Here is a 24,161-nt window from a genome sequence, read left to right as displayed (position 1 = left end):
GTTCGTATTCCGTCCGGCGCGCCTTACTGGCCAGCCTGGACGAGTTGATCCTCTATCCGTCCGAGCGCTTCATCCTGGCCCAGCCATTCGAGCACCGGCGCAATATCGGGAGCTGGAAGGCCGCCAGTCAGAGCAGCGCGGAGCGGTTGACCTACCTGCCCCATAGATAGGTCTTGTGCAGCGCAGTACGACGTTATCGTTCCGGAAATCCGATCAGCGGTCCATTGCGATATGAGCCGCAGTTCGTCGCGCAGTCCGGCGAGCCGGTCAAGTCCCCCCCCGGAAAGCGCCTTTCTGGCGTTCTTGTTGAGATCGAGCGGCCGCTTGACCTTTAGGAATGCAAAAGCCGTTGCCAGCTCGGCCAGAGTCGTGCCCCGGTCCTTCAGATGTGGCAGGGCGCGCTTGATCCTCTGCCATTCATCTTCTGAGAGCGGGCCGCCCGCTTCGAGGAGGGGGCCGAGAAGGCCCAGCAAGCGCGAATCGTCGGCCTGGCGCATGAAATGGGAGTTGATCTGGCCCAGTTTTTCGAGGTCGAGACGGGCGGGCGCCCGGCCGATCCCTTCGAGATCGAACGCTGCAATGGCTTCTTCCCGGGTAAATATCTCCTGGTCGCCCTGGCTCCAGCCGAGGCGCAGGAGGTAGGCATTCAGGGCTTCGGGCAGGTATCCCATTTCGCGATAGGCAAGTGTCGACAGCGCGCCGTGGCGCTTGGACAGCTTGGCGCCGTCATTGCCGTGGATCATCGAGACGTGGGCATAGACCGGAATGTCCCAGTCCATGGCCTCATAGATCGGGACCTGCCGGAACGTATTGCGCAAATGGTCGTCGCCCCGGATCACATGGGTCACGCTCATGTCATGATCGTCGACGACCACGGCCAGCATGTAGGTCGGCGAGCCGTCGCCGCGCAGCATGATCAGGTCGTCGATCTCGCTCGCCTGGATACGTACCGTTCCCTGTACCATGTCCTCGACAACGCGCTCGCCATCGTCGGGCGCACGCAGGCGAACGGTATAGGGCGTGTCGGGAGCCGGTGCAGGCGCGCCGTCCCGCCAGGGCGACCGGAAGGGGGCCAGCAGGTCATGGGCCTCTGAGAGCAGCGCAGCGCGGTCTGTGTCGGACAGGTCGTCGGCCTTGGCGGCTTGGCGTTTTTCTTCGCCAAGCTCGCGGCGGGCCTGGAGTTCTTCCTGGGTTGCGTAGCATTTGAAGGCAGTGCCGCGCGACAGCATCTCAGCTGCCACTTCGGCGTGCCGCGCTTCGCGGGTGGATTGCATCAAAGGCGGCTCATCGGCGTCGAGGCCGAGCCAGGCCATACCCTCGAGAATTGCGGCGGTGGCTTCGTCGGTGGAGCGGGCCTTGTCGGTGTCCTCGATGCGCAGGAGGAAGCGACCGCCATGGTGGCGGGCAAACAAGTAGTTGAAAAGTGCGGTCCTTGCCCCTCCAATGTGCAACATGCCGGTGGGAGAGGGGGCAAATCGCGTGACAACGGTCATAAGGGTGGCAGGCTCCTGATCAATGCGTGCGGAATTCTCATCTGCGGTGCACAAACACAAGGTTGCGCCTGAAGGCAAGGGGGCGGGCCGGGACCTCGGCAGCCTGTGGGTCCGGATGTGGTCGATTGCATCGATTGACGCGCGGCCATTACTGTTCGCGTTTTCCTTGTGCGCTGGGGCTGCGGCCTACTTTCTGGTACCGGATGAACCGAGGCTGGCCCTGTGCGGTCTGGCCTGGATTGGCGCTGGTGACGAACGCGCGTGGGGCGGGTCGGATCCTGCTATGCTTCATGGCCGCCGCGCCAACCGTGGGACTGTGGATGGCCAGTCCGCAATTGATGGTGCACTGGTCGGCCTCAGGCGAGGTGTTCGTGCGCGCGGCAGATAGCGGCATGCAACGGCTCGGGTTCGCGGATGGCCTGGCGCCCCTGCGCTACAGCGCGCTGGAGGCAACGGCGTGCGGCGAGTTGCCGTGCAGCCTGGAGACATCGGCTGGCGTAATTGTGCGGTCGGAGAGTGGCGACTGCCGCACGGCCCCTGATACGGTTCTGGTGCTGACACTGTCAGACCGACTGGGCGATTTCCCGAATACATATCACTGGACCGAGGTTTCAAAGGCAGGCGGGCTCACCGCGCGGCGAGGCGATTCCGGACTGGACGTGCAGGTCGGCGCGGCATGCCGCAACCGACCCTGACGCCAGTGTTAGTCGTAGCGGCGGACGAGGGCCACGAGGCGCCCCTGGACCTGTACGCGGTCAGGGCCAAAGATACGGGTCTCATAGGCCGGGTTGGCGGCCTCGAGGGCGACCGAGGCGCCCTTGCGGCGCAGGCGCTTGAGTGTGGCCTCTTCGCCATCAATCAGCGCGACGACGATATCACCTGTATTGGCAGATTCGGTACGGCGCAGGATGACGAGATCGCCTTCGAGGATGCCAGCTTCGATCATCGAGTCGCCTTTGACCTCGAGCGCGAAATGCTCTTCGCCCTCTGCAAGGTCATCAGGGGCCGTGATGTGGCCATTGTCCTGCTGGATCGCCGAAATCGGCACACCAGCCGCAATGCGACCGAGGATCGGGATGGCACGGGGCGCACGGGCCTCTGTCGGCAGGCCTGAGGAGACGAGGGCAGGTTTGAAATCTTTCCGACCGCGCGATTGCTGCATCGGAATGGCGGACTCAGGCAGTTTCAGCACTTCAAGGGCGCGGGCCCGATGCGCGAGGCGGCGGATGAATCCGCGTTCCTCAAGCGCCGAAATCAGGCGGTGGATACCGGACTTGGAGGCAAGGTTGAGCGCTTCCTTCATCTCATCGAATGAGGGAGAGACACCGGTCTCCTTGATCCGCTCATTGATGAAGAGCAGCAGCTCTTTTTGTTTACTGGTCAGCACGGGATGGTTCCTTCCGTCCGAATCTATGTTCGCTTATGTTCTACATGTGTTCCCGGTTCGGGTCAAACGGAACAGGCCCGTCTTAACGCTGTTACGGCAGTTTCGCGCTGATCGTTCATTTTCATGAGGCTTTCGCCAATCAGGAAGCGCCGCGCGCCGGTGGCGCGCAGCCGGAGAATGTGTTCGGGGGTCGAAATGCCGCTTTCGGCGACGATGTGGCGGCCTGCCGGGACCAGCGGCGCGAGGCGCTCGGTTGTCGACAAGTCGGTCACCATATGTTTGAGGTCGCGATTATTGATCCCGATCAGCGGCGAAGCGAGCCGGAGAGCGCGTTCCAGTTCGGCTTCGTCATGGGTCTCGATGAGAACATCCATGCCGAAACTGGTTGCGGCGTCGTGGAGGTCGACTGCCAGGGCGTCGTCGACGGCCGACAGGATGATCAGGATGCAATCGGCACCATGGGCGCGGGATTCGGCGATCTGGATCGGGTCAATCAGGAACTCCTTGCGCAGCATTGGAAGGCTTACCGCGTCCCGAATGGCCGCGAAATCGGCAAGCGAGCCGCCAAAGCTGGGCCCGTCGGTAAGGACGGACAAGCAGGCCGCGCCGCCCGATTCGTATTCGGCGGCGATGGCAATAGGATCGGCGCCGGGCAGGATGTCGCCGGCCGAGGGGCTCTTGCGCTTCAGTTCGCAGATGAGGGCATTCTCGCCAGTCGCGGCGATACTGTCCATGGCGGCGGCGAAGCCGCGAACCGGGCTTGCTCCGGTCGCGGCCCGCGAAAGGCTGGCGAAGGATTCGGCTCGCTTGAGCGCGGCAACTTCATGCCGCTTGTATTCGATGATCTGGTCGAGGGCCGTGCTCATAGCGGTTCCTGCCCGTTCGAGAGCGACACGAGCTTGCGCAGCGTGTCGCGCGCCTTGCCAGTGTCGATGGCCTCGGCAGCCATGGCAACGCCTTGCTTGAGGTCTGCGGCCTTGCCGAAGACGTGGAGTCCGGCTGCGGCGTTGAGCAGGACGGCATCACGGAAGGGGCCTTCCTGACTGTCGAGCAATTCTGTGATCGCGAGGGCATTGTCGGCGACATTTCCGCCTGCGAGACGCGATAGCGGGCTGGTGTCGAGGCCAGCGTCGGAGGGATGGATTTCGAATTCGCGGATCGTGCCGCCGCTGACTTCGCACACCTGGGTGGAGCCGGCGATGGAGAGCTCATCTATGCCGTCCAGGCCATGGACGACCCAGGCCCGGGTCGTACCGAGCTCGACGAGGGCTTCGGCCATAGGCCGCGTCCATTCGGGTGCGAAGACGCCGAGGACCTGGAACTGCGCCCCCGCCGGATTGGACAGCGGGCCCAGCAGATTGAAGATCGTGCGGATGCCGAGCTTGGCGCGGACCGGCGCGACGTGGCGCATGGCGCTGTGATGGCTGCGTGCGAACATGAAGGCGACGCCGGGCCCGTTGAGGCAGGCGCGGAATTCATGCTCATCGGTTTCGAGGTTTACGCCGAGCGCTTCGAGCACGTCCGCCGAGCCGGTTTTCGGCGGGACAGAGCGGTTGCCATGCTTGGCGACGCGGCCGCCGGCAGCTGCGATGACAAGCGCGCTGGCCGTGGAAGTGTTCAGGCTTTTCCATGGCAGGCCGCCTGTGCCGCACGTGTCGAGGACCGGACCGTCGAGCGTGATCGTGCGGGCATGCTGGCGCATGATGTGGGCCCCGGCGGCCAGCTCGGCAGCGGTCTCTCCGCGCACCGCCAGGCCCATCAGGAACGCGCCGATTTCTTCCGGCGCCGCCACACCACTCAGGAGCAGGTTGAACGCTGCTTCCAGCGTTTCGGGCGCAAGCGTCTCGCGGCGGGCGATCGCCTTGATGGCGGTGGTAAGGGCAGTGTCAGTCATCAGTGAATTCCAGAAAGCGAGCGCCATCGTTAGCGGCCTTAGGCACGCGGTTCAATGCGGGAATGGCGCGTCAGTAGCCGAGAAAGGCGGTGATTTCCGAAAGGATGCGCGGGTCGAGCGCAATATCTCGGTGGCTGAGCGCGCTGTCTTCGACGAGGCGCGCGCCGGGCAAGCTGTGTGCCAAGTCGCGGATAAGGGCGAGCGGGCTGCTCTCGTCGGCATCCGATCCAACAAGCAGGACCTTGCCCTTGTAATCTGCTAGCGCGGTACGGAAGTCGGTGCGCCCCATGTCGGATCCGGTCCGCTGACAGTGAAGGGCAAGCGCCCGCGCGATGACCGCGTCGTGATGGCCCTTCAGGCGCTGGTAGTCGGTCCAGTCGAGCAAGGGCGGTGCGATCAGGATGAGATAATCGGGACTGGCGCCTGCCGCGATGGCGCGCACGCCGGCGTCGCAGCCGAACGAGTGGGCGATGATCGTGTCGATCGGGCCTTCGGCGGCGCAGACTTCGGCGACCGCGACGCCCGCAGTGACGGGGGTGCAGTGTTCGGCTTTCGAGGCGCCGTGGCCGGGCAGGTCCATCACCAGGACCGGACGCGTGTTCTGCAGGAAGTCCTGCGCAAATCGACGCCAGACGCGATGCGTGTCGTCCCAGCCGTGGACGAACAGCGTGGGCGGGCCTTCGCCGGCGCGCCAGGCGGGTGTCGAACCATATTCGCCGGGAATATCGCGGCGTGTTTGCGGCGGCAGGAAATTCTGTCCGGGGGCGGCGCTGGGGCTGGTTGGTTTCAATTCGGCGAGGAGAGCCTCAGCTTTATGGTCGACGTCGCTCATGCTGCAATATTTCCTTGATTCAAAACCTGCCCGGGACTGTTCCAGAGGGCGTCTCTAAGCGGGTGGGCAAAAGTTCCGCGCAGCGTTTGGCGAGCAGGTATCACAATCTTAGCAACCGCCCGATCAAAGCCAAGCACGGCTCGTGACCGCCAACGAAAGAAATGGTATGGATAGTGAAAAAATCATTGGGGGAGACGGCGGATGGAACTAGTACAGGGATGGGAACAGGGCACCGGGCTCATGATTGCCGGCGGGCTCGTGGCGCTCTGGTATGGCGGGCGCCTGCTGATCAAGCTCCTGAAAGTGATACAGCGGGTCATCAAACGGATCATGGGGGCCATTGCCCGGTTTCTCCAGCCGATTGTGGAATTCCTGTATCGGAGTTTTTACGTTCTGGCTCATGTCGCGGTCGCTGCCGGACTCGGATACGTCGCGCTTGGATTGATGAACAACGGACCTTCGCTGGAGCTGATTGATCAAGCCGAACTTGGGGCGTCAGCGGTTATCGTTTTAGGTCTGACGGTCATTGTTTTCCGGCATTTCCTGAAATTCCCGCTTCGCAAGGGACAAGCCCAAGGCCTGGGCAACGACGCGGCAGAGGGCGGTGACTTCGCCGACGAACTAGACGGTGACCTGGACCTGCCGATCTAGGCTACAGCTTCAACCAGTTTCGCAACAGCGCGTGCCCATGTTCGGTCTTGATCGATTCCGGGTGAAACTGGACGCCGTAAATGGGCCGCGTCTTGTGGTGCAGGGCCATGATCTCGCTGTCGTCCGTGAAGGCATTGGCGACGAGGCAATCGGGCAGGTCGGACTGGCGCACCGACAGGGAATGGTAGCGGACCACGGCATAGGTTTCCGGCAGGCCTTCGAACAGATCGCCGCCGGTGTGGTGGATATCCGACAGCTTGCCGTGGCGGATTTCCCGGGCCGTGATGACGGCGCCGCCGAAGGCCTGGCCGATGGCCTGGTGGCCGAGGCAGACGCCGAGAATGGGCATGTCGTCCGGCGCGGCCTTGATCAGGTCGACGCAGATGCCGGCCTCGTTCGGCGTGCAGGGGCCGGGGGACAGCAGGATGCCGTCGGGCTTGAGCGCGAGCGCTTCGTCGACTGTCAGATCGTCATTGCGTATGACTTTTGTGCGGGCGCCGAGCTCTTCCAGATAATGGACGAGGTTCCACGTGAAGCTGTCATAATTGTCGACGACGAGGATCATTGGTCGAACTCATAGGTGGCGGCAAGCTCGGCGGCGCGCTTGAGGGCGCCCGCCTTGTGCAGGGTCTCGTCATACTCGTATTGCGGTTCGGAATCGAGCACGACGCCGCCACCCGCCTGGATGTGGAGCTGGCCGTCCTTGATGATCGCGGTGCGCAGGGCGATGCAGGTGTCGAGGTCGCCGTTCCAGCCGAAATAGCCCACGGCGCCGCCATAGATGCCGCGGCGGGCTGATTCCATCTCGTTGATGATCTGCATGGCGCGGATCTTTGGGGCACCGGACACGGTACCCGCGGGAAAGCCGGCAAATAGCGCGTCCACGGCGTCGAGTCCTTCGCGCAGGTTGCCCTCGACATGAGAGACAATGTGCATGACGTGGCTATAGCGCTCGACGATGAACTGCTCGGTGACTTCGACGCTGCCATAGGCGGCGACGCGTCCGACATCATTGCGGCCAAGGTCGAGCAGCATCAGGTGTTCGGCCATCTCCTTGGGATCGGCGAGCAGGCCTTCGGCGCGGCGCGCATCTTCGACCGCGTCTCCTGAGACTGGACGCGTGCCGGCGATCGGGCGGATGGCAACGCGGCCATCGCGCAGGCGAACAAGGATTTCCGGGCTGGAGCCGACGAGGCGCACGGTGCCGAGATTCATGTGGAACATGAAGGCCGACGGATTGAGGCGGCGCAGCGCCCGGTAATAGCTGATCGATTTCAGGCCGAAAGGCGTCGACAGCCGCTGGCTGGGTACGACCTGGAAGATGTCACCGGCCCGGATATAGTCGCGGCATTGCTCGACAATCTCGAAATAGCGTTCCTTGCTCGTATTCGATGTCAGCGTGACCTCGACGGGCGCTTGATCCTTCGGCGGCACAGCCGGCATACGTTCGAGCCGCGCCTCGACCTCATCCAGCAGGGTGTTGATCGCTGCTTCGTTGCCGTCATGGACGCGGCCGATGAGGAGGATTTCCTGATAGATATGGTCAAACACGATGACCACGCGCGGGATGACGAGCAGGGCTTCAGGCACGTTCAGCGTGTCTACGCCCGTGATCGTCACCGGTTCGACATGCTGGATCATGTCATAGCCGACATAGCCGAACGCGCCGGAGGCCATAGGGGGCAGGGGTGTGTCCGTTTCGGCCTGCGCAAAACTGACAAAGTCGCGCAGGGCCTGAACCGGCTTGTCTGATGTGCTGAGCGGATTCGCAAAGTCCGCCGTTTCGGACACGGCTGCGATGCCATCCTGAATGCGGAACCAATGTTCGGGCTCCAGCCCGATAAAGGAATAGCGCCCGAGGCGTTCACCGCCTGCGATAGATTCGAACAGGAAGCTGCCGGGCGCGTCATCGCCCAGTTTCAGCATTACGCCGACGGGTGTTTCAATATCCCCGATGCGCCTGCGAACGATCAGACGGGCTGGCGTCATTGATCGGTAGCAACCGATTTCTTGTACGCTGCGAGCCCGTTGTCATTGACCTTGAGCTTCATGGCATTGCGAATTTCGGCCTCGGCCGCAAATTGCAGATCGTCACGCAACGCCTGGTTCAGTGACGACGTGGCCTGGGTGCCGAGCAGTTCCAGCGCGGCGTCGGAGGGCGGTGTGATCGTGTTGAGCTCGACGACCATGAACTTGTCGCCGGTGCGATTCGGATAGCTGAACACATCGTCTTCGCGCCCGGCAAAGATGGCCGAAATGGCCGGCGTTGGCAGGCCACTCTGTTCGGCAGTGATCCGGGTGACAGGCACGGTCGGGGATTCGACGCTGGCACCTGCGGCGGCTGCCGCACCCGCCAACGTGGTGTCACCGGATTTCAGTTTCGCGATGACGCTGTCCGAATAGGCCTGCATCGCGTTGGCAGCGCGCTGGGCCACCAGATTTTGGCGGATGTCGTCCTTGACGTTGTCGAACTCAGGCGTGCTAGGCGCGATGATGGTGCGCGGCGACGTGAGGTAGACGGCATCGTCGCCATCGTAGCGGCTGGACACATCACCTGCATTGACGCGGAACGCGTCGCTGAAGGCATCGCGCGCAGCGGTGATGCCGGCCATGTTGACGCCTTCGCTGGTGGTTCCAGTCTCGTCGACCGGCGCAAAGCTGATGACCGGAACGCCCAGTTCCGACGCGATCTGGGACAGCGGATAGCCTGCGCCGATGGAACGATCGAGCTCATCCAGATTCTCGAAGAACAGGACCTGCGCCCGTTCGCGGGTCAGTTCGTCGCGGATGACGTCAGACACGGTCTCGATTGGAAAGACTGCGCCGGGCTGGACCGATACCAGTCGCGCGACGAGCCATTTGCCATCGGATTCGCGCGGGCCGAACAGCGCGCCGCTCTGCTTGCCGGGGCCGAACATGGCGTCCTGAAGCGCGGTGTCGGCGACGCTTTCCTTGCTACTGGTCCGGGTCTCGCTGGACAGGACGCCCGAGAGTGTGGCCGGGTCAGCGCCGCCTGCAAGCTGGCCGAACGCGGCGCGCGCGGTGTCGCGGTCTGCGAAGTAGAGCTCGATATAGGTGCGCTGGTCAGGCTCGGAGAAGCGCTCGGATTTCGTCGCTTCATAAATTGTCGCGATTTCCTGCTCGGTGACGGTGACGCCAGAGAGGAAGTCGTCAGCGGACATTTTGAGCAGATCGATGGAGCGGCGTTCCGGCTGTTCGAGGGCCGCAAGATTCTCGTCGTAGAAGGCGCGGATATCATCGTCGGTCGGGGCATCCGGCGTCGGGGCCTTGGTGGCGTCGAGGATGAACCAGGATACATCCCGTGTCTCGCCAATATAGAGCGCCTGGATGCTGGCGAGGACCTGCGGCGGATAGATCGCGGCCACGGCGCCGTCGCTGAGGGTTTTCAGCGCGAGGTCGTCGGAGACCTGCTGCTCGTATTCGGCCTTGGTAAAACGGTTCTGGTAAAGGACTTCGCGATAGGTGTTGAGGTCAAGCTCGCCGGTCAGCGGGTTCTTGAATGCATCGACCGTCTTGAGCTGTTCGACCACGGCATTGGTAGACGGCTTGACGCCGATCGTTGCGGCATAACCGAGGTTCACGATCTTGGACGTTTCGACGGAGAACACCTGGTCGATGATGCCCTGATCGGCGGCTTCGGACTTGGTTATCGGCTTCTCGGCACTGGCGTTGATATTGCGTAGCAGGTTTTCGACTCGGCGGTCGAGCGTCGTCATGTCGATGCCGCGCGGGCCGGCGGCGGCCAGGTCATTGCCGAGACCTGTATTCATCGATGTCCAGGCCTGGTCGGCGCCCCAGAAGGCCATGCCTGCGATGATGATCATGACGACGAACTTGCCGAAGATCGAGTTCATCAGGCTTTTCATCAGGGCTAGCATCGGAACGAGTACTCTCAGGCGATTTGCGGGATGGCTCAGTGCTTGCTAGGCGACACAGCAATGTCTTGCAAGATAGGGATGGCTGCATGTCACGGACACTGATCGCCGGAAACTGGAAAATGAACGGTCTGCGGGAAAGTCTTTCGCAGGTAGAGGCTGTGGCTGCTGCAGTTGGCGGCGGAGAGGCCAGCGTGACTGCGCTGCTTTGCCTTCCGGCCACTCTGGTCGCGCTGGGGCGCGCGGCAGCGGCGGATTCGGCCCTGCGAATCGGGGGCGAAACCTGCCATCCGAACGCCAAGGGCGCTCATACCGGCGATATTTCGGCTGAAATGCTGGCCGACGCCGGCGCCAGCCACGTGATTGTCGGCCATTCCGAGCGGCGGGCCGATCATGGTGAAACGGATTCCGTGGTTGCGGCGCAGGCCTCGGCCGCGCTGCGGGCGGGCCTGGTGCCGATCATTTGTGTCGGCGAGAGCCTTGCCGAGCGCGAGGCCGGACAAACGCTGGCGCGGGTCGAGAGTCAGCTGGCCGGATCGATCCCGGACGGCGTCGGCGCGGGTGATTTCGCCATCGCTTATGAGCCGATCTGGGCCATCGGCACGGGAAAAGTGGCAAACACGGACCAGATTGCGGAAGTGCACGGCGCCATCCGGGCCTGGCTGGCGGGGCGGTTTGACGCGTCGGGCGCTGAGACACCTATCCTTTATGGTGGCAGCATGAACCCCGCAAATGCCGCTGAAATCCTTGCAGTTCCTAACGTTAATGGCGGATTGATTGGCGGCGCGAGCTTGAAGGCCGACGATTTCCTCTCCATTTACAGGGCAGCAATTTAACCCAGACTGAAGCGAGAGGCTTGGCGTTCGCCGTCATAGGCGATATGCGGGCCCCTTGATTTCAGGAAATTCGGTCGCCCCATGCAGAATGTAATCCTCGTCGTCCATATCCTCGCCTGTGTTGTCATGACCGGCCTGGTGCTGATCCAGAAGTCCGAAGGCGGTGGCCTCGGCATGGGTGGTGGCGGTGGCGGCAACTCGCTGATGTCGGGCCGCGGCGCTGCGGGCGCCCTGGTGCGCACGACCATAATCCTTGGCGGCGTGTTCTTTATAACCAGCTTGACCCTGACATCGATTGCCAACCGCGGCGACGACAGCCGGTCTGCTGTCGAGAAGGCCCTCGGCGCTGATGAGATCAACGACATCAAGGCGCCTGTGGACCTGTTCGATCCGTCCGCCCCATTGCTCGAAGGGCAGGATGGCGGTGCCCGCAGCCCATCGACCGTTACGGATGGGCCAATTGCGCCGTCCGAGACCGTTCCCGCTGCGCCGGAAGGCGAATCGGCAACGGAGGAAACACCTGTTCCGGCTGAGCCGGATACGGGCAATCCCCAGTAAATTTGCAGTGCGGACACTTTGTCCGCGCTTTCAGTCAACGAATCACGGCATCGGGATAGTCCCATGATCCGCTATATTTTCATTACGGGCGGCGTGGTGTCTTCCCTTGGCAAGGGCATTGCGTCCGCTGCACTCGGCGCGCTGCTGCAGGCACGGGGCTACAAGGTCCGCCTGCGAAAGCTCGATCCCTATCTCAACGTCGATCCCGGTACGATGAGTCCGCGCCAGCATGGCGAGGTCTATGTCACCGATGATGGCGCCGAGACCGATCTCGACCTTGGCCACTATGAGCGCTTTACCGGCGTGTCGGCGCGCCAGTCGGACAACATCACAACCGGGCGCATCTATCAGCGCATCATCGAGAAGGAACGGCGCGGGGACTATCTTGGCGCGACGATCCAAGTGATCCCGCACGTGACCAACGAGATCAAGGATTTCGTCCTGTCCGATCCGGGCGAAGACGTGGAATTCGTGCTCTGCGAGATCGGCGGCACGGTCGGCGACATTGAAGGCCTGCCTTTCTTCGAAGCGATCCGCCAGCTGGGCCAGGAACTGGGGCCGGACCGCGCCTGCTTCATCCACCTGACGCTGCTGCCTTACATCCCGGCAGCCGGCGAGATGAAAACCAAGCCGACGCAGCACTCGGTGAAGGAGCTTCGCTCGATCGGCATCCAGCCGCAAATCCTGCTTTGCCGCTGCGACCGGCCAATCCCGGAGACCGAAAAAGGCAAGATTGCCAGCTTCTGTAACGTGCGCCCGTCATCCGTCATCGAAGCGCGGGACGTGGGCCATATCTACGACGTGCCAGCCGCCTATCATGGCGAGGGACTGGATTCCGAAGTTCTGGCGCATTTCCGGATCGATGACGCGCCTGCGCCGGACCTGACGGCCTGGAACAAGATCGCGCAGACAATTCGCAACCCTGACGGTGACGTCTGTATCGGCCTGGTCGGCAAATATACGGACGTGCCGGACGCCTACAAATCGGTGATGGAAGCGCTGGTGCATGGCGGCCTCGCCAACCAGGTGAAGGTCGAAGTGCGCCTGATCGATTCTGAACAGTTCGATGACGAGCACGCGCCGCTGGATATTCTCGAAGGCGTGCATGGCGTGATTCTGCCGGGCGGCTTCGGCGAGCGCGGCGCGCACGGCAAGATTCGTGCAGCCCGGTTCGCGCGCGAACGCGCGGTGCCGTGCTTCGGGATCTGTTATGGCATGCAACTGGCCGTGATCGAGGCGGCACGCAACCTAGCAGGTATCAAGGATGCCTCGACCAGCGAGTTCGGACCGACCAAGTCGCCGCTTGTCGGCCTGATGGAAGAATGGACCAAGGGCAACGAGAAAGTTGTCCGCGACGAGACGACTGACAAGGGCGGCACGATGCGGCTCGGCGCCTATCCGGCGCGCCTGAAAGCGGGCAGCAAGGTCGCCGAGATCTATGGCAGCCTCGATATTTCCGAGCGCCACCGTCACCGCTATGAAGTGAATGCGAGCTATATCGCCAAGCTGGAAAAGGCGGGCCTGTCATTCTCGGGCATATCGCCGGACGGCAAGCTGCCCGAAATCTTCGAGCTGCCGGACCATCCCTGGTACATCGGCGTACAGTTCCATCCGGAACTGAAGTCGCGGCCGTTCCAGCCGCACCCGCTGTTTGCGAGCTTTATCGGCGCCGCCGTGAAGCAGAGCCGGCTGGTCTAGGCGCTTTGCAGTAGACCGAGTTCGCCTCAGGGTAGGCGCTATGCGGTTTCTTCTTGTCGCCTCCCTGCTGTTGCTGTCTGCGTTGGAAACGGCAGACGCACAGAATGCTGCCGATGTCCGGAATGTATCCTCCGCAGACGAGATTATCGAGGTGGTGCAGACCTTCTGTCTCGATACCGGCCTGAATGCGACCAAGGCGTGGACGGCAGCGACCGATGCAGGCTGGGTGAAGGTTCCGACGTCTGTCATTGATCCGCATATCTGGGGTACCAAACCGTATCATCGCGCAGGCGTGAGATCGCCGGATGGCGCGGGCCTGTGACTGATATTGTCTGCGCAAAGGACAGATCACTTCCGATCAGCGGCGGCGTTTCATGAGCGGACTGATCACCGAGAGCGACCCCGTCAAACCCGGGATCATGATAAGCAATCCGTTCATGACGGAGCCTTCCAACGCGGCAGGCGTCAAGGATTGCCGTGTGGATGGACGGGTGGATGATCCTTACATCCTGCGTGACCGCGTTGAGGGTCTGGAAATTGATGGCAAGCTCTTCCAGCATCAGTTCTATCACGAGGCCCGCGGAAAGGGTCCCGACATTGGCAAATCCAAGCGCAATTCAAACTTGAAGGCAGGCGATTTCATCATGAACGTGTCGATCGGGAAAATGGCGGATGATGGTTCCTACGATTTCGTGCTGAGCATTGGTTCGGGAATTCAGATGGAGAGCGAGACTTCATCCTACCTTGTCAAAATAGAGTAGGGACTCATGCTCTAGGCGGGGATTTCCTGGCCGCTCCAGTCGAAGCACCTGCCGGTGTCGGCGGGGGTGAGGTTTTCGATCACCTCCAAGAGATAGGCGGCGGATTGGTCGGCTGTGAAGAGCTGTGCGTCCGGGACGTTTGACTGGAAGGGCTGTGAGAGGCCCGTATCGACCGTGCCGGGATGCAGCGACACCGCGATGAACTGGTCACTGATACGTGCCTGTTCTATGGCGTAGTTGCGGATCAGCATGTTGAGGGCGGCCTTGGAGGCGCGGTAGGCGTGCCAGCCGCCGAGGCGGTTGTCGCTTATCGAGCCAACACGGGCCGAGAGCGCGGCGAACACGGCGCGGCGATTGCGCGGCATCAGGGGCAGCATGTATTTGGCGACGAGGGCTGGCCCGAACGTATTGACGCGGAAGATCTGTTCGAAGGCGTCCATCGATTGGTGGCGGTAGGATTTTTCGGGCGAGAGGCCGCGTTCATTCGAGAGAAGGCCGGTCGCGACGATGACCAGATCAATGTCGCCTTCGGCCTTCAGTAATCCCGCGAGCGCCGCGAGATCCGCCTCGTGCGTGATGTCAGCCGTGTGCGACACGATGTTTGGGCCTGACGGTGCAGGAGACCGCGACACCGCGTGCACGCGGTTGATGTCATTCCGGGCCGCCAGTAGGGCGGTAAGGGCCTGGCCGATACCACCGGACGCACCGAATACAATTGCCTGCATGATGGCCTCCTTCCCGACAGAAGCTAAGGCGTGAGGCCCGAAAGAAAAGCCTCCAGCACATGCGCCGCCACATGCGGGAGGCATGTCGCGCGGCGAAAGGCATCTTGTGGCGGCGCTGTCAGGATGTATCGAGTTGTGGCACGAGACGGACCGCTTCCTTGCGGAACTGGCGCGCGGTGTCGCGACCGCGCTTCGTGAGCGATCGCAATTTGAACCCCTGCCGCAAGCCATTGCGGATTGGTGACACTTTGCAAGACAGGCGCCGGCGCATGGCCGTGATGTAGTAAGCCGGATTTTCCCATACATCGCGCAAGGCGTGCAGGCGCTGGATCAGCGGTCGCGCGGGCAGCAGGTCACTGTCGCGTAGCGGATATTCGAATAGGCCGGGCGGCGGCAGGGGCATGTCGAGGAAACGCATGCGCGGGCCGTTTGCGGCGGCGCGGCTTGGCGGCTTGCCATGGCCGGGGCGGGTAGGCGGTTCGGCAATACGAAAGCGGGGTGGACGTAGGTAGCGCGGCGCGGCAGGAAGGGCTTGCAGCCCGTCAGGCCAAGGCCGAGGGATTTGACCCATTCGCTCACGAGATAGGCGGTCTGGTTCCACGAGAACAGGACCATGCTGCGGATGAGGGGCGAGGGCTGATAGGTCATGGGCCCATGATAGGGCCAGAGTGCGTGCGGCCGGAGAGATTACACGCCAATCCGCATGAGACCCCGGCTTTCGCCGGGGATATCGGGGGAAAGAGCCGCACCTGTCCGACGGGTCAGGCTTTCGACACCTCGAACTGGCCGACATTGATGCGGCCGTCGGAGAAGCCCGCTTCGCAATAGGAGAGGTAGAAGTTCCACATGCGCTTGAACGGCTCGTCGAACCCGAGTTCGGCGATCTCGTCCCACTTATCATTGAAGGTGCGGGACCATTCATGGCAGGTGCGGGCATAGTCCTGGCCGAAATAATGGACCCCGTCATGGCGCAGGCCCGCTTTGGCGAACTGTTCCTTGAGGGCGGTCTCTCCGGGCAGCATGCCACCGGGGAAAATGTAGCGCTGGATGAAATCGACGCGTTTGCGGTAACTCTCGAACAGTCGGTCATCGATGGTGATGATCTGGAGCGCCGCCTTGCCGCCCTGTTTCAGGCTGTCGAAAATCTTGGCGAAATAGCTCGGCCAGTAGGACTCGCCGACCGCTTCGAACATTTCGATGGAGGCGACGCCATCATAGAGACCGACATGATCGCGATAGTCTTCGAGGCGGATGTCGACGCGCTCGGAGAGGCCTTCGCGCTGCATTCGGGCCAGCGCATAATCGCGCTGGGAGGGTGAGATGGTCAAGCAAGTGACCTTGCTGCCCCGGTGCCTGGCGGCATATTCGGCAAAGCCGCCCCAGCCGCAGCCGATCTCGAGGATACTGCTGGACGGGCCGGCATTGATGCGGTCGCAGATGCCTTTGTATTTGACCTGCTGAGCCTGCTGGAGCGACTGGTTCGGGCTTTCAAACATGGCCGACGAATAGGTCATGCTGGGGTCGAGCCACTGGCTGTAGAAATCATTGCCAAGATCATAGTGGGCCATGATGTTGCGGCGGGCACCGGCCTTGGAGTTCCGGTTGAACAGGTGGCGGACCATATTGGCCCAGCGCACGATCACGCCGCCGCTGGCGAGCTGACCGGCTGCTTCAAAATTGGCGGAGAAGAATTGCAGCACGGCTGTCAGGTCCGGTGTTGACCACTGGCTGTCCATATAGGCTTCGGAAAATCCGACATCGCCGCCGGACAAGGCCCGCTTGATGAAGCTGTAATCATGAATGTTGATTTCCGCTTTGGGTCCGGGCTCGGCATTGCGGAAAAGGAATTCGCGCCCGTCCGGTAGCCTGAATAGGAGCTGCCCGCGCTGGGTGCGCAGCAGGGCGAGCGCGCCAATCCGGAAAATGGTCGGCACATGTTTCAGCGTCCCGATGGACTGTGCGGTGGCTAGGATCGGTGGGGTCATGCGGCATCTTTCGTGAGCGTCGGCGGGATTGCCACCAGTGGCTTTGCAACGGTCATAGACGCGGTGGGCAGGTCTGGCCTTGATCTGTATTGTGCTCCGCGCAGCCAGATTTTGAGGGCCTGCCAGTGGATGGCGAGGGTGACGCCGAGGGTGGCGAAGGGTGTAGCAAGGGCGATGGCGAGGAGTGCGCCGGTGGTGGCGGCATGGCGGCGGGCGGTGATGTTGGCCATGTGGAGGCGCGCGCCGTCCTCGAGGCTCTCGACCACAATTCCGAGCCGATCAGTGGGGGTGCGCAGGGTGAAGCGATAGGCGCCTGTGACGTCAAAGAAGGGCGAGACGTGGAAGGCCTTGTCCGCTTCTTGCTGTGACCGGTCGCCCGAAACAGCGGCGGCATAGGCATGGGTTTCGCCGAACGTGTTGTTCACTTCGTAGATGATGCCGCGCAGGTCGCCGGACGGGCCGTAACCATACCAGAGCGAGATGGGGGCGAACTTGTAGAAGAGTTGGCGCGGGAAGGTGACGAGGCGAATGGCGCCGCCGTCCAGCGCGATGCCCGCTTTTGCCAGCACCTGCTCGGCCCACGGACGCAAGGGGGCATCCGTGCGGGCGCCATGGTCCTTGCGGTGGAACGAGAAGACGCCGGGTCCATCGACCGAGAAGAGAGGGCTCTGGCGCGCTGCTGCGCCGAGGCGGTCAATGTCGATATCGATCAGGGTGACGTTATAGGCAAAGCGCCGTTCGAACGGCACATAGCGTGCGTGTACCGTCTGACCCTTCCACAACCTGAGCGCCTGAGCCGTCAAACCGACACCTCTGCTGCAATTTCCATGACAGGTGTTTTGCGCGACGGGCTGTGGATGTCCACGTCTTTTGCGTCCCACGGCACCCTGCCGCCCAGGGAGAGGGCCGCCGAGAGGCCGGATTTGAGGCCATCCTCATGGAAGCCCCGGCCCATCCATGCGCCGGCCAGCCAGAGCCCGTCCTGGCCCTGGATACGCTTCAGCCCGCGCACGGCTGCCTCGGCGGCGGTGTCGAACTGGGGGTGGTCGAAGGCGTACTGGTGGAAGGTCAGGTCTTCTCGCGGCGGTGTTTCCGGGTTCAGCGTGATGAAGAGCGGTCGGCTGTCATCCAGCCCCTGCAGGCGGTTCATCCAGTAGGACAGGCAGATGTCGCCATTGTCTTGCTTGATGACATTCCAGCTGGCCCAGGCGTTGCGGCGCGAAGGCATCAGGGCGGGATCACGGTGCAGGTAGATCGTGTTCGGACGAAAGTGAACCGAGCGCAGGAGGAAGGACTGGTCCTCGAACCCTTTCTCGACCAGGCGAAGCGCCTGGTCGGAATGGCTCGCGAGGATGACGTCATCGAAAATGTGCGACCGGTTGTCTGCCGTAACGACGGTGACCTTGTCACCGAAGGGGAAGACGCGGATGGCCGGCGTTCCGGTGCGGACGCGATCGCCGAGTACGGCGGCGGCGGCGTTCACATAGGACTGGCTGCCGCCGGTGACTGTGCGCCATTGCGGGCGCTCCTTGTGCATCAGGCGATGGTTCTCGAAGAACTGGAAGAAGCTGCGGGCCGGATAGTCGAGCATACCGATCTCTGGCGTGGACCAGATGGCCGCGCCCATGGGCAGGATATAGTTGCAGCGGAAGGCCTGGTCGAAGCCGTGGAAATCGAGCCAGTCGCCCAGCGTCGTATCCTCGATCCGGCCCGCCGCGAGTTCTGCGCGGGCAAGGTCGTTGAATTTCAGGATGGTGCGCCAGAAGCGGTGAAAGTCGAGGCTGAACAGGTTGCGTTTCTGGGCGAAGATGCCCCGGGCTGTCGAGGCCCATTCCCAGCCGTCGCGGTCGGACACGGCAAAGCTCATGTCGGACTCCTGCGTTTTTACGCCGAGCGCATCGAACAGGCCGATCAGGTTGGGATAGTTGAGACCGTTATAGACGATGAAGCCGAGATCGACGGCGGTTTCGTGGCCGTCATAGTCAAAGACATGCGTGCAGGCGTGGCCGCCGAGGCGGTCCTGCGCCTCGAACAGCGTCACGTCGGCTGTGTCCTTCAGCGCGTAGGCCGCGCCGATACCGGAAATGCCCGATCCGATAATGGCTATACGTTTCATGCGGCGTTCCGTCTGTGCTTGAGTGTTGCGTAGGCGTCGAGGGCGCGCTGGCGCGCTGCCGGGTGATCAACGAGGGGCTCGGGATAGGTCGTTCCGAGGGCGACGTTTGCAGCATGAAGTGTCATGGCGTCGGCTTCCCAAGGGGCATGGAGGTATTTGTCCGGAAGGCTTGCGAGTTCGGGGCACCAACGCCTGACATAGACGCCCGTTCCATCGAATTTTCGCCCCTGAATGATCGGATTGAAGACCCGGAAATAGGGGGCTGCGTCAGCCCCGCTGCCGGCGGTCCATTGCCAGCTGGCGGGATTGGCCGCCGGGTCGGCATCGACCAGCGTGTCCCAGAACCAGTCCTCGCCCATCTGCCACGGCAGGAGCAGGTGCTTGGTGAGGAACGAGGCCACGATCATGCGTACACGATTGTGCATGAAGCCGGTCTGCCAGAGCTGGCGCATGCCGGCATCGACGATCGGATATCCGGTCTCGCCCCGGCACCAGGCACGATAAGCGACCCGGTCGCTGCGCCAAGGCATGTGGCGGAAGTCCGGATTGTAGTTTTCGCTGGCGAGATCCGGATTGTGGAAGAGGAGGGTATAGGAGAATTCGCGCCAGCCGATTTCCGACAGGAATGTCATCGCCCCGGCTTCGTCGATGCGGCCGGATTCCACGCCGTGCCGGACCGAACGCCAGACCTGCGCCGGGCCAATTTCGCCGAAGCGGAGATGGGGCGAGAGGCGGGACGTGCCCGTGTCGATGTCTGGCCGGTTGCGGGCGTCGGCATAGGTATTGACCGGGCCGTCGAGGAAGTCCGACAGGCGGTCCAGCGCACCGGCTTCGCCCGGGGTCCAGGTGGCGCCGAGGCCGTCGGCCCAGTCGGGACGCGTCGGGTGCAGGGCCCAGTCGGACAAGGTGTCGGAAGCAATGTGCGGCCCGGCGAGCGATGCGGGCGCGGGGAGCGCATCGGGGGCGTGATACTGGGCCTTCACAGCTCTCCAATAAGGCGTGAACACCTTGTAGTGGTCGCCTGCGCCGGTTTTGATTTGCCACGGTTCGTTGAGAAGGCGGCCATTGAAGCTGGAGACACGGACACCGCTTGCCTTGAGCGTCTCCATGAGTGCGCCATCGAGATCCCGTTCTACCTTCTGATAGCGGCGGCTCCAGAACGCGCTGTCGGCGCCGGTTTCGGCGATCAGGGCTGGCAGGACGTCGGCGGCGGCGCCAGCTCTCAAAGTCAGCTGGCCGCCTGCAGCCGCGATTTGGGCCGTAAATGCGGTGAGTGCCTTGTCGAGCCACCACCGGCTCGCGCCACCCAATGGGCGCAGGCCCTGCGAGGCTTCATCATGAATGAAGAGAAGCACCAGCGGCTTGCCCGTGGCGGCAGCCGCATGCAGCGCGGGATTGTCAGCGAGCCGGAGGTCTTCGCGAAACCAGACGAGGGCGGGGGCAAGCAGGGACAGGGGCGACTCCGGATCGGATCAAGTGTGTCATTGCCCGGCTTACGGTTGCGGGATGTATCTGGATCAGTTGGTGCTGCCATGGGTTTCATGCCGGGCTGTGCAGGGCTATATCGGTCGATCAAAGGGAGTCGCCGACATGGCCGTGAGTTTCCGATTCGAACCCGTCTCATTCGACCGGGTTGGCGTTCGCGCCCTGCACGCTGGCGGTAGCTGCTGATGGACACGTCTTCGCTCCTGGGCCTGATAGCTGCGGCCGCAGGCAAACGCATTGTCTGTATCGGCGATGTCATGCTCGACCGGTTCGTCTATGGCCAAGTGACCCGGATTTCGCCGGAAGCCCCGGTGCCGATCATGCGACGCACCCGCGAGGCCGCGATGCCCGGCGGGGCGGGGAATGTCGGCCGCAACCTGTCGACACTGGGCCTGCGTACGGCGCTGATCGGGGTTGTGGGAGACGATCCGGAAGGGCGCCAGCTCGCCGAGTTACTGGGGCATATCGACGGCGTGGAGGCCGATCTTATCGTGATGCGTGGCCGGCCGACGACGCTGAAGACGCGCTTCGTGGCCGGTGGCCAGCAGCTGTTGCGTGTCGATGCAGAGGACCTGCGCGCGATCGACCTGACGACAGAGGCCGATATCGTCATGTCTCTGGAAGATGCCGCTAAGGATGCGTGCCTGATTATCCTGTCGGATTATGCCAAGGGGGCCATTACCGAAAACGTCATTGCCGCGGCGATTGCTGCAGGACGGGTGCATGGCATCCCGGTGATCGCCGATCCGAAGGGACTCGACTTTGCCCGGTATGGCGACGTCGACCTGTTGAAGCCGAACGCGATGGAGTTGGGCCAGGCGATGGGCCTGATGGTGGAAACCGACCGTGATGCGGCCGACGCGCTCGCCAAGGCGATGGAGATTCTGCCGGCCCGGGGGATTGTCGTTACACGGGCCGCCAAGGGCATGTCCTTCGTGCACCGGGACGGGGCCGTGATGCACCGCTCGGGCGAGGCGCGGGAAGTCTATGATGTGTCCGGCGCGGGCGATACGAGCATCGCGGCGCTGGCGCTGGGGCTGGCCGCAGGCGGAAGCCTGGCCGAGGCGGTTGAACTGGCCATCGCCGCATCCGGGATTGCCGTCGGCAAGTCCGGCACGGCGACGGTGTCGGCGAACGAGTTGAACACCGCGCTGCAAATGGGCCTGCGCAATGGCGGCGTATCGCATGTGCCGCTGGAGACGCTGGTCGACCAGGTCGAGGTGTGGCGCGATACCAACCTGACCGTCGGTTTCACGAATGGCTGTTTCGACATACTCCATCCGGGACACTTGCGGGTGCTCGAAGAGGCCAAGGCGCGCTGCGGGCGGCTGATCGTGGGACTGAACTCAGATGCGTCGGTGAAACGGCTCAAGGGCCCCAATCGCCCCGTCAATGATGAAGACTCGCGCGCGCGGGTCCTGTCGGGCCTGTCAGCCGTAGATGCGGTGGTCGTGTTCGATGACGACACGCCCGAGGCGCTGATCAAGGCGTTGCAGCCGGACCTGCTGGTCAAGGGCGGCGACTATTCGATCGAGACGATTGTCGGCGCCGATGTTGTTCTGGCGCGCGGCGGGACGGTACATATCGTGCCGCTGGTCGACGGCCAGTCGACAACGGCGGCAATCGAACGTGCGAATGTGCGGGCCAAATGAGTGCAGCGGCCGCCAGTGCGGCGGGGCAATTGCTTCGCCAGTATGGTGATGATGCCTGCGTAATCGCCACGTTGCGGGCAGCGGAAGTGGCTGCGCAGGGTGACCTTGAGGCACTGGCGCATTGGGACGCGGTGATTGCAATTCTTGAGGGCGGCGGCACCACCGGACCGGCCAACTGAAAAGAAATGAGGCGGGGAACGCAACCCGCACCTGCCTTGTGTGTTAAGTCCAGCGCATTCGAGTTCGGGGTCAGAATTGATGCAAGCCTATTTATCCGACCATGCTGCGGTCATCTCGCTTTGCATCCTCGCGGCCATGTTTGTCGGCTTTTTCATGGAGCGGCTTCCGCCTGCGGCGATTGCCATGATTGGGGCGGCTGCGTTCATCCTGCTCGGTTTTCTGGATGAACCCGCTGCACTGTCGGCTTTTTCCAACAGCGCGCCGATCACGATTGGCGCCATGTTCATTCTTGCAGCGGCGCTGAAACGGACGGGCGTGCTGGACGCGCTGGCCGGTTCGGTCCTGCAGGTGGCAGACAGGTCGACATTTGGCGCGCTGCTTTTACTGGGCGCGACGGTGTCTATCGGGTCAGCCTTCGTCAACAACACGGCGGTGGTTGTCATCCTGCTGCCTATTGTCATGGAGCTGGCCGGGCGCCTGAACGTCTCCGAAAAGAAGCTGCTCATTCCCTTGTCATATGTGTCGATCATGGCCGGAACCTGTACGCTGATCGGGACATCAAGCAACCTGCTGGTCGCCGGTGTGGCGCAGGATGCCGGCATGGAAGCGTTCAGCATTTTCGAGATCACGCCGGTTGGCCTGGTCACGTTCGGAACGGGTCTCGTCGTTCTGCTGGGGCTGGGATGGGCTTTACTGCCCCGCACCGCGGCGGGGTCGACGGCACAACAGGCACCGATCCGCTACCTGACCGATGCAATTGTCCCGGAGGAGTCTTCGGTGATCGGGCGTATGGTCACAGAAGTGCCCGAGCTTTCCAAGAAAGGGATTGGCGTCGTATCCCATAGCCGGGGGAGCCGGCGGTTTTCCGGGAGTGATGCGGACGCATTGCTGAAGGCAGGCGACCGCGTGACCCTGCGGGCCGATTTAACGGAGCTGGTGACCCTGGTGGAGTCGGGACTGTTCCGCGTTGGCATCAGCCGGCGCAAGACGGATGTCGGCCCGGAAGAGCGGGCGCTGGCGACTGTCGCGGCGAATGATCCCAATATCGGCCGGCGGATTGCGGAGATTTCCTACCTGTCGCACCACGCCGTGACCGTTCGCGGATTGACGCGGTTCGGCAACCCGCCCGGGCCGGACCTGGCCACCGCCCGGCTCAAGGCAGGCGACAGGCTGATCGTTGACGGCAACCGGAGCGAACTGCACGAGTTGGCGTCATCTGGAGCGCTGGTCGTGGACCAGACTTTCAAGGCAGAACCGTTCCGGCGCAAACGCGGGCCGCTGGCCATTGCCATTCTCGCGGCAGTGATTCTTTCGTCGGCCATCTTGGGCGTTCCGTTGGTGCTGGCTGCGCTCATCGGAGTGGGCGCCGTACTGGCCTCTGGCTGCCTGTCACTGAGTGATGCGTTCGAGGAAATGGACGCCGGGGTGCTCGCGCTGATCTTTGCCATGCTGATGGTTGGACAGGGCCTGGTCGCGTCTGGCGGCGTGGACCTGCTGGTCAGCAGCATGACGCCTCTGCTGGTGTCGGCATCGCCCTTCTGGCTGGTGCTCATGATCTACCTGCTGACATCGGTTTTGACCGAGTTGGTGACCAATGCCGCTGTCGCCGTCATCATGACGCCGCTGGTGATCGTGCTGGGAACGGAACTGGGCATTGAGCCGCGCGCGCTGGTGGTTGCCGTGATGTTTGGCGCCAGCGCAAGCTTTGCCTCGCCCATCGGCTACCAGACCAATACGATCGTGCATGCGGCGGGTAATTATCGCTTTTCGGATTTCCTAAAAATCGGCTTGCCGATGAACCTGATTGTCGGGCTCGTCACAAGCTTCGCGATCTACCTGTTCTATCTGGCCTGACAGCCGCGTCCGCGCGAGCCTAGAGCGTTTCAGTTTTCGGCGGAAGCATAACCCGCTCCTGTGATATAGTTTTGGCATTCGGATGAGCTGATGGTCTTCACGATTTTTCCGGTTTCATGGATGACGTCTTCGATTGTGTGTTTCTGGGCCGTGCGCAT

At 62.7% G+C, this 24,161-nt stretch carries 24 protein-coding genes; 10 read left to right on the top strand and 14 right to left on the bottom strand.

What is annotated here, in order from left to right; all coding sequences use genetic code 11:
• Positions 1–23: 23 nt before the first annotated feature.
• Positions 24–1,493, bottom strand: coding sequence for a glutamate--tRNA ligase (gene gltX / locus ACESNB_RS01365; protein WP_373002791.1), 1,470 nt, complete (start codon positions 1,491–1,493; stop codon positions 24–26).
• A 248-nt stretch (positions 1,494–1,741) separates the two neighbouring features.
• On the opposite strand from gltX, the gene ACESNB_RS01360 reads away from it, so the two are divergent.
• On the top strand, positions 1,742–2,188 hold the full coding sequence (locus tag ACESNB_RS01360) for a hypothetical protein (RefSeq protein WP_373002789.1): 447 nt from the start codon (positions 1,742–1,744) through the stop codon (positions 2,186–2,188).
• Between the two features lie 8 nt (positions 2,189–2,196).
• On the opposite strand, the gene lexA is transcribed toward ACESNB_RS01360, so the two are convergent.
• From lexA to ACESNB_RS01340, 4 genes are all read right to left on the bottom strand, one after another.
• Positions 2,197–2,880: a transcriptional repressor LexA gene (lexA, locus tag ACESNB_RS01355; protein WP_373002787.1), complete on the bottom strand. Its 684-nt coding sequence runs from the start codon at positions 2,878–2,880 to the stop codon at positions 2,197–2,199.
• 62 nt (positions 2,881–2,942) lie between these two features.
• Positions 2,943–3,746, bottom strand: coding sequence for an indole-3-glycerol phosphate synthase TrpC (gene trpC, locus ACESNB_RS01350; protein ID WP_373002785.1), 804 nt, complete (start codon positions 3,744–3,746; stop codon positions 2,943–2,945).
• Entirely contained in the window at positions 3,743–4,774 is a 1,032-nt protein-coding gene (gene trpD / locus ACESNB_RS01345) for an anthranilate phosphoribosyltransferase (RefSeq protein WP_373002783.1), read from the bottom strand. The genes trpC and trpD overlap by 4 nt, the downstream gene beginning before the upstream one ends.
• A 70-nt stretch (positions 4,775–4,844) precedes the next feature.
• The gene (locus ACESNB_RS01340; RefSeq protein WP_373002781.1) at positions 4,845–5,606 is read right to left on the bottom strand and encodes an alpha/beta fold hydrolase; all 762 of its coding nucleotides are present in this window, start codon (positions 5,604–5,606) and stop codon (positions 4,845–4,847) included.
• Between the two features lie 201 nt (positions 5,607–5,807).
• On the opposite strand from ACESNB_RS01340, the gene ACESNB_RS01335 reads away from it, so the two are divergent.
• Positions 5,808–6,257, top strand: coding sequence for a hypothetical protein (locus tag ACESNB_RS01335; RefSeq protein WP_373002779.1), 450 nt, complete (start codon positions 5,808–5,810; stop codon positions 6,255–6,257).
• Position 6,258: 1 nt separating this feature from the next.
• On the opposite strand, the gene ACESNB_RS01330 is transcribed toward ACESNB_RS01335, so the two are convergent.
• The 3 genes from ACESNB_RS01330 to ACESNB_RS01320 are packed head-to-tail and all read right to left on the bottom strand — an operon-like array spanning position 6,259 to position 10,144.
• Complete coding sequence (locus ACESNB_RS01330) at positions 6,259–6,822, bottom strand: aminodeoxychorismate/anthranilate synthase component II (protein WP_373002777.1); 564 nt, start codon at positions 6,820–6,822, stop codon at positions 6,259–6,261.
• Positions 6,819–8,246: an anthranilate synthase component I gene (trpE, locus tag ACESNB_RS01325; RefSeq protein ID WP_373002775.1), complete on the bottom strand. Its 1,428-nt coding sequence runs from the start codon at positions 8,244–8,246 to the stop codon at positions 6,819–6,821. The genes ACESNB_RS01330 and trpE overlap by 4 nt, the downstream gene beginning before the upstream one ends.
• Positions 8,243–10,144, bottom strand: a complete 1,902-nt coding sequence (locus ACESNB_RS01320; RefSeq protein WP_373002773.1) for a SurA N-terminal domain-containing protein — start codon at positions 10,142–10,144, stop codon at positions 8,243–8,245. Before ACESNB_RS01320 ends, trpE begins: the two co-directional genes overlap by 4 nt.
• A 98-nt stretch (positions 10,145–10,242) precedes the next feature.
• Here ACESNB_RS01320 and tpiA point away from each other — a divergent pair, with 98 nt between their 5' ends.
• From tpiA to ACESNB_RS01295, 5 genes are all read left to right on the top strand, one after another.
• Positions 10,243–10,989 (top strand): triose-phosphate isomerase, encoded by a 747-nt coding sequence (tpiA, locus tag ACESNB_RS01315; RefSeq protein WP_373002771.1) that lies wholly within the window; start codon positions 10,243–10,245, stop codon positions 10,987–10,989.
• 81 nt (positions 10,990–11,070) lie between these two features.
• Entirely contained in the window at positions 11,071–11,547 is a 477-nt protein-coding gene (gene secG / locus ACESNB_RS01310) for a preprotein translocase subunit SecG (protein ID WP_373002769.1), read from the top strand.
• Positions 11,548–11,610: 63 nt separating this feature from the next.
• A complete protein-coding gene (locus ACESNB_RS01305; protein WP_373002767.1) occupies positions 11,611–13,245 on the top strand; it encodes a CTP synthase in 1,635 nt (544 codons plus the stop codon).
• A gap of 40 nt (positions 13,246–13,285) precedes the next feature.
• The gene (locus ACESNB_RS01300) at positions 13,286–13,567 is read left to right on the top strand and encodes a hypothetical protein (protein WP_373002765.1); all 282 of its coding nucleotides are present in this window, start codon (positions 13,286–13,288) and stop codon (positions 13,565–13,567) included.
• Positions 13,568–13,619: 52 nt separating this feature from the next.
• Positions 13,620–14,006: a hypothetical protein gene (locus tag ACESNB_RS01295; RefSeq protein ID WP_373002763.1), complete on the top strand. Its 387-nt coding sequence runs from the start codon at positions 13,620–13,622 to the stop codon at positions 14,004–14,006.
• Between the two features lie 11 nt (positions 14,007–14,017).
• On the opposite strand, the gene ACESNB_RS01290 is transcribed toward ACESNB_RS01295, so the two are convergent.
• From ACESNB_RS01290 to ACESNB_RS01265, 6 genes are all read right to left on the bottom strand, one after another.
• Positions 14,018–14,731 carry an SDR family NAD(P)-dependent oxidoreductase gene (locus ACESNB_RS01290; RefSeq protein WP_373002761.1) on the bottom strand — a complete coding sequence of 238 codons (714 nt, stop codon included), beginning with the start codon at positions 14,729–14,731 and terminating at the stop codon, positions 14,018–14,020.
• Between the two features lie 330 nt (positions 14,732–15,061).
• Positions 15,062–15,379, bottom strand: coding sequence for a hypothetical protein (locus tag ACESNB_RS01285; RefSeq protein WP_373002759.1), 318 nt, complete (start codon positions 15,377–15,379; stop codon positions 15,062–15,064).
• Between the two features lie 113 nt (positions 15,380–15,492).
• Positions 15,493–16,716, bottom strand: coding sequence for a class I SAM-dependent methyltransferase (locus tag ACESNB_RS01280; protein WP_373002757.1), 1,224 nt, complete (start codon positions 16,714–16,716; stop codon positions 15,493–15,495).
• Complete coding sequence (locus tag ACESNB_RS01275) at positions 16,713–17,498, bottom strand: DUF1365 domain-containing protein (protein ID WP_373002755.1); 786 nt, start codon at positions 17,496–17,498, stop codon at positions 16,713–16,715. Before ACESNB_RS01275 ends, ACESNB_RS01280 begins: the two co-directional genes overlap by 4 nt.
• Positions 17,499–17,515: 17 nt before the next feature.
• A complete protein-coding gene (locus tag ACESNB_RS01270; protein WP_373002753.1) occupies positions 17,516–18,832 on the bottom strand; it encodes an NAD(P)/FAD-dependent oxidoreductase in 1,317 nt (438 codons plus the stop codon).
• Positions 18,829–20,280: a deoxyribodipyrimidine photo-lyase gene (locus ACESNB_RS01265; protein ID WP_373002897.1), complete on the bottom strand. Its 1,452-nt coding sequence runs from the start codon at positions 20,278–20,280 to the stop codon at positions 18,829–18,831. The genes ACESNB_RS01270 and ACESNB_RS01265 overlap by 4 nt, the downstream gene beginning before the upstream one ends.
• 222 nt (positions 20,281–20,502) lie before the next feature.
• Between ACESNB_RS01265 and rfaE2 the strand changes: the two genes are divergently transcribed.
• From rfaE2 to ACESNB_RS01250, 3 genes are all read left to right on the top strand, one after another.
• Entirely contained in the window at positions 20,503–21,969 is a 1,467-nt protein-coding gene (rfaE2, locus tag ACESNB_RS01260; RefSeq protein WP_373002751.1) for a D-glycero-beta-D-manno-heptose 1-phosphate adenylyltransferase, read from the top strand.
• Positions 21,966–22,148, top strand: coding sequence for a hypothetical protein (locus ACESNB_RS01255; RefSeq protein ID WP_373002749.1), 183 nt, complete (start codon positions 21,966–21,968; stop codon positions 22,146–22,148). Before rfaE2 ends, ACESNB_RS01255 begins: the two co-directional genes overlap by 4 nt.
• Positions 22,149–22,227: 79 nt before the next feature.
• Positions 22,228–24,003 carry an SLC13 family permease gene (locus ACESNB_RS01250; protein ID WP_373002747.1) on the top strand — a complete coding sequence of 592 codons (1,776 nt, stop codon included), beginning with the start codon at positions 22,228–22,230 and terminating at the stop codon, positions 24,001–24,003.
• Positions 24,004–24,161 lie beyond the last annotated feature (158 nt).

This window comes from Hyphomonas sp., assembly GCF_041689225.1.
Taxonomy (GTDB): domain Bacteria; phylum Pseudomonadota; class Alphaproteobacteria; order Caulobacterales; family Hyphomonadaceae; genus Hyphomonas.
This window is presented reverse-complemented; position numbering and strand designations above follow the sequence as displayed.

Coding starts and splice junctions, on each gene's coding strand:
- ACESNB_RS01290 (WP_373002761.1), bottom strand. CDS start 14,731: ATGCAGGCAATTGTATTCGGTGCGTCCGGTGGTATCGGCCAGGCCCTT.
- ACESNB_RS01330 (WP_373002777.1), bottom strand. CDS start 6,822: ATGATCCTCGTCGTCGACAATTATGACAGCTTCACGTGGAACCTCGTC.
- trpE (WP_373002775.1), bottom strand. CDS start 8,246: ATGACGCCAGCCCGTCTGATCGTTCGCAGGCGCATCGGGGATATTGAA.
- ACESNB_RS01295 (WP_373002763.1), top strand. CDS start 13,620: ATGAGCGGACTGATCACCGAGAGCGACCCCGTCAAACCCGGGATCATG.
- ACESNB_RS01300 (WP_373002765.1), top strand. CDS start 13,286: ATGCGGTTTCTTCTTGTCGCCTCCCTGCTGTTGCTGTCTGCGTTGGAA.
- ACESNB_RS01335 (WP_373002779.1), top strand. CDS start 5,808: ATGGAACTAGTACAGGGATGGGAACAGGGCACCGGGCTCATGATTGCC.
- trpD (WP_373002783.1), bottom strand. CDS start 4,774: ATGACTGACACTGCCCTTACCACCGCCATCAAGGCGATCGCCCGCCGC.
- ACESNB_RS01285 (WP_373002759.1), bottom strand. CDS start 15,379: ATGACCTATCAGCCCTCGCCCCTCATCCGCAGCATGGTCCTGTTCTCG.
- trpC (WP_373002785.1), bottom strand. CDS start 3,746: ATGAGCACGGCCCTCGACCAGATCATCGAATACAAGCGGCATGAAGTT.
- rfaE2 (WP_373002751.1), top strand. CDS start 20,503: ATGGACACGTCTTCGCTCCTGGGCCTGATAGCTGCGGCCGCAGGCAAA.
- secG (WP_373002769.1), top strand. CDS start 11,071: ATGCAGAATGTAATCCTCGTCGTCCATATCCTCGCCTGTGTTGTCATG.
- gltX (WP_373002791.1), bottom strand. CDS start 1,493: ATGACCGTTGTCACGCGATTTGCCCCCTCTCCCACCGGCATGTTGCAC.
- ACESNB_RS01250 (WP_373002747.1), top strand. CDS start 22,228: ATGCAAGCCTATTTATCCGACCATGCTGCGGTCATCTCGCTTTGCATC.
- ACESNB_RS01270 (WP_373002753.1), bottom strand. CDS start 18,832: ATGAAACGTATAGCCATTATCGGATCGGGCATTTCCGGTATCGGCGCG.
- ACESNB_RS01255 (WP_373002749.1), top strand. CDS start 21,966: ATGAGTGCAGCGGCCGCCAGTGCGGCGGGGCAATTGCTTCGCCAGTAT.
- ACESNB_RS01340 (WP_373002781.1), bottom strand. CDS start 5,606: ATGAGCGACGTCGACCATAAAGCTGAGGCTCTCCTCGCCGAATTGAAA.
- tpiA (WP_373002771.1), top strand. CDS start 10,243: ATGTCACGGACACTGATCGCCGGAAACTGGAAAATGAACGGTCTGCGG.
- ACESNB_RS01280 (WP_373002757.1), bottom strand. CDS start 16,716: ATGACCCCACCGATCCTAGCCACCGCACAGTCCATCGGGACGCTGAAA.
- ACESNB_RS01305 (WP_373002767.1), top strand. CDS start 11,611: ATGATCCGCTATATTTTCATTACGGGCGGCGTGGTGTCTTCCCTTGGC.
- ACESNB_RS01320 (WP_373002773.1), bottom strand. CDS start 10,144: ATGAAAAGCCTGATGAACTCGATCTTCGGCAAGTTCGTCGTCATGATC.